This is a genomic window from Sphingobium sp. HDIP04, from assembly GCF_000445085.1.
In the GTDB taxonomy this organism is placed as follows: domain Bacteria; phylum Pseudomonadota; class Alphaproteobacteria; order Sphingomonadales; family Sphingomonadaceae; genus Sphingobium; species Sphingobium indicum.
Genome location: NZ_ATDO01000110.1, coordinates 1 through 2736, shown reverse-complemented (window position 1 = coordinate 2736; position 2736 = coordinate 1). Strand labels below are relative to the sequence as shown.

Sequence of the window (2736 nt, the reverse complement as noted above, 5' to 3'; positions counted from 1 at the left end):
GGCGCCGGTGCCGTGGCGGGCGCTTTCCTCATAGGCGGCGGCCCTGTCGGCCAAGCGGCGGGCGAGGATGGCGAGGCGCGGGCGGACCCACGGCTTCATATGCTCGCCGGGGGGCACGTCCATTTCGACCAGCCACTCCTCGGGCAGATAGCAGCGGCCAGCGGCTTCATCCTCGCTGATGTCGCGGGCGATATTGGCGAGCTGGAAGGCGAGGCCGAGGTCGCAGGCGCGGTCGAGCGTGGCTTCATCGCCTGGGTCGACGCCCATCAGGATCGCCATCATGCAGCCGACCGCGCCCGCGACATGATAGCAATAGCGCAGCATGTCCGCCTCGCTGCGGGGGCGCCATTCGCGGGCGTCGAGGGCGAAGCCTTCGATCAGGTCATGGGCGTAGCGCTCCGGAATCGCGCATTCCCGCATGACGAGGCCGAAGCCGTCGAAGGCCGGGTCGCCGGTGGGTTCGCCCTGGAGCGCTGCATCGGTGAGGACGCGGATGGTGGAAAGCCGCGCCTGGCCGTCCGCGACGCCGCGCATCGTGCCGCCATGGTCCTGGCCGTCCGCTATGTCGTCGCATTTGCGGCACCAGGCGTAGAGCAGCCATGCGCGTTCGCAGGTTGGGCGGTCGAAAAGTTTGGACGCAAGCGCGAAGGATTTGGAGCCGCGGGCGATGCTCTCGCGGGCCTGGGCGATGAGAGTTGGGCGGTCTGGAAATTCTGAGGGCATTATCAGGACATGCCGTGTGTGGTGGCGAAAGTCACCTGACCTCGGTTTGTTTCGAGCGAAGTCGAGAGACGGCGGGACGGCGTGGGTGGAGAGCGGCCCTTCCCCCTCCCGCAAGCGGGAGGGGGTTAGGGGGTGGGCTGGCGCAACATCCGCGTTGTTTTGCAACGGGCCAAGTCAGAAGCTCCCCCGGATCAAGTCCGGGGTCGCGCCCACCCCTAACCCCTCCCGTTTACGGGAGGGGAATGTCTTGGGATGGCCAGTTGCGGTCATTAGTTTCCCGTCACCCCGGACTTGATCCGGGGTCCCGCTTTCCTTCTGAGTGCCGCGCCTCGTCCAAGGCAGCGGGACCCCGGGTCAAGCCCGGGGTGACGAATAGGGAGAGGGGTGACGAATAGGGGAACGTCTGCTTTCCACCCAAATCGATCAGTTAGGCGAAAGAGGGGGGCAAGCTTGGCGCTAAAGGGGCGAGGATAAATTACCCGCACCCCGGCGCTTCGCTGTCCTGATAAAATCTCTGCACCGCTTCCCACGCATCCTCGGCGGTCTCCACCCAGGTCAGCAGGTTGAGGTCGGACGGAGAGATAACGCCTTCGTCCGCCAGCGCCTCGAAATCCACCACCCGCGTCCAGAATTCCCGCCCGAACAGCAGCACCGGGATCGGCTTCATCTTGCCGGTCTGGATCAGCGTCAGCAGTTCGAACATCTCGTCGAACGTGCCGAACCCGCCCGGAAACACCGCCAGCGCCCGCGCGCGCAGCAGGAAATGCATCTTGCGCAGCGCGAAATAGTGGAACTGGAAGCTCAGTTCCGGCGTGACGAAGCGGTTGGGCGATTGTTCATGCGGCAGGACGATGTTCATGCCGATGGTGGTCTGGCCGACATCCGCCGCGCCGCGATTGGCCGCCTCCATGATCGATGGGCCGCCGCCCGAACAGACGACGAAATGGCGGCATCCCGCCTCATTCACCGGATATTGCGCCGAAATCCGCGCCAGCTTGCGCGCTTCCTCATAATAGCGCGCCTTCCTGCCCAGATTTTCGGCGATGCGCTTCTGTTCCGGCGTGGTCGCGGCGTCGATCCGCGCCTGCACCTGCTCCGGCTCCGGAATCCGCGCCGAACCGTAGAAGACGAAGGTGGACTCGATCTTCGCTTCGTCCATCAGCAATTGGGGTTTCAGCAGTTCCAACTGGAACCGCACCGGCCGCAGATCCTCCCGCAGCAGGAATTCCGTGTCCTGAAAGGCCAGTCGGTAGGCGGCGCTGCTGGTCTGGGGGGTTTCCGTCCTCAGCCGGGCGTCGGCTGCTTCCTGGCTGGCGGGGCGGAATTTGCGTTCTTCGATTTCTTTTCTAGTCATTTCCGGAAAGGTAGGACGCCAAGGTGACAAAGCCAAGGCGCTTATCGGCAAAAGCCGCCAAAGTATTTGTTGGCGCTCAGCGGCAAAAGCCGCCGCGGCCGCCCATGTCGAAATGGAAATGGTCGTGATGCGCGGCGTTGTAATCGGGGCTGAGCACGGTGCGGAACCGCTTGCAGGCGCTGGCGTGGATGATCTCCAGAAACTGCCGGACCCGCCGGTCGCCGTTCCAGTCGTTCTGGATGCTGATGCGCCGCCCGTCGCTCAGCACGAAGGCGGACACGTCGACCGCATTGCTGTGCGCATGTTCGGACAATTTGCCGCTGCCCGCGATGGGACGGCAATTATAGGTGCCGAAGGTTTCGATCCGCTCGACCTCCGCTCCCAGGATCAGCCGGGCGGCGGGCTGCACGCCATAGCGCGCCCAGGCCGCGAAATTGGCGGCCAGGCCGCATGTCATCGCGCCCAGATTGGTCGCGGGCACGCCGATGTCGATCAGCTTGACGCTGCCCGTCGCGCTGCATCCGCCGCCGAAATTCTGGTCGGGCAGGGGGGTGAAGAGGACCGACTGGGACGTCAGCTTCGCCATGCACTGGCGCAACTCCATCGGCGGCGGCGCGGCGGGGCGGGCGGTCCGGACCGGCTTGGCGGGTCGCTCCACG

3 protein-coding genes are annotated in these 2736 nt (G+C 65.2%); all 3 read right to left on the bottom strand.

The features are described 5' to 3' along the window. The coding region (locus tag L286_RS39780; protein ID WP_021223680.1) for a phytoene/squalene synthase family protein at positions 1–723 on the bottom strand (723 nt) is incomplete at its 3' end. Positions 724–1198: 475 nt separating this feature from the next. Continuing rightward, positions 1199–2077, bottom strand: coding sequence for an LOG family protein (locus L286_RS39775; RefSeq protein ID WP_020817423.1), 879 nt, complete (start codon positions 2075–2077; stop codon positions 1199–1201). A 76-nt stretch (positions 2078–2153) separates the two neighbouring features. Beyond that, on the bottom strand, positions 2154–2736 hold a 583-nt coding region (locus L286_RS39770), incomplete at its 5' end, for an extensin family protein (RefSeq protein WP_021223679.1).

Bases quoted from the DNA above. Each gene is read 5' to 3' on its own strand.
- L286_RS39775 (WP_020817423.1), bottom strand. From the start codon at position 2,077: ATGACTAGAAAAGAAATCGAAGAACGCAAATTCCGCCCCGCCAGCCAG.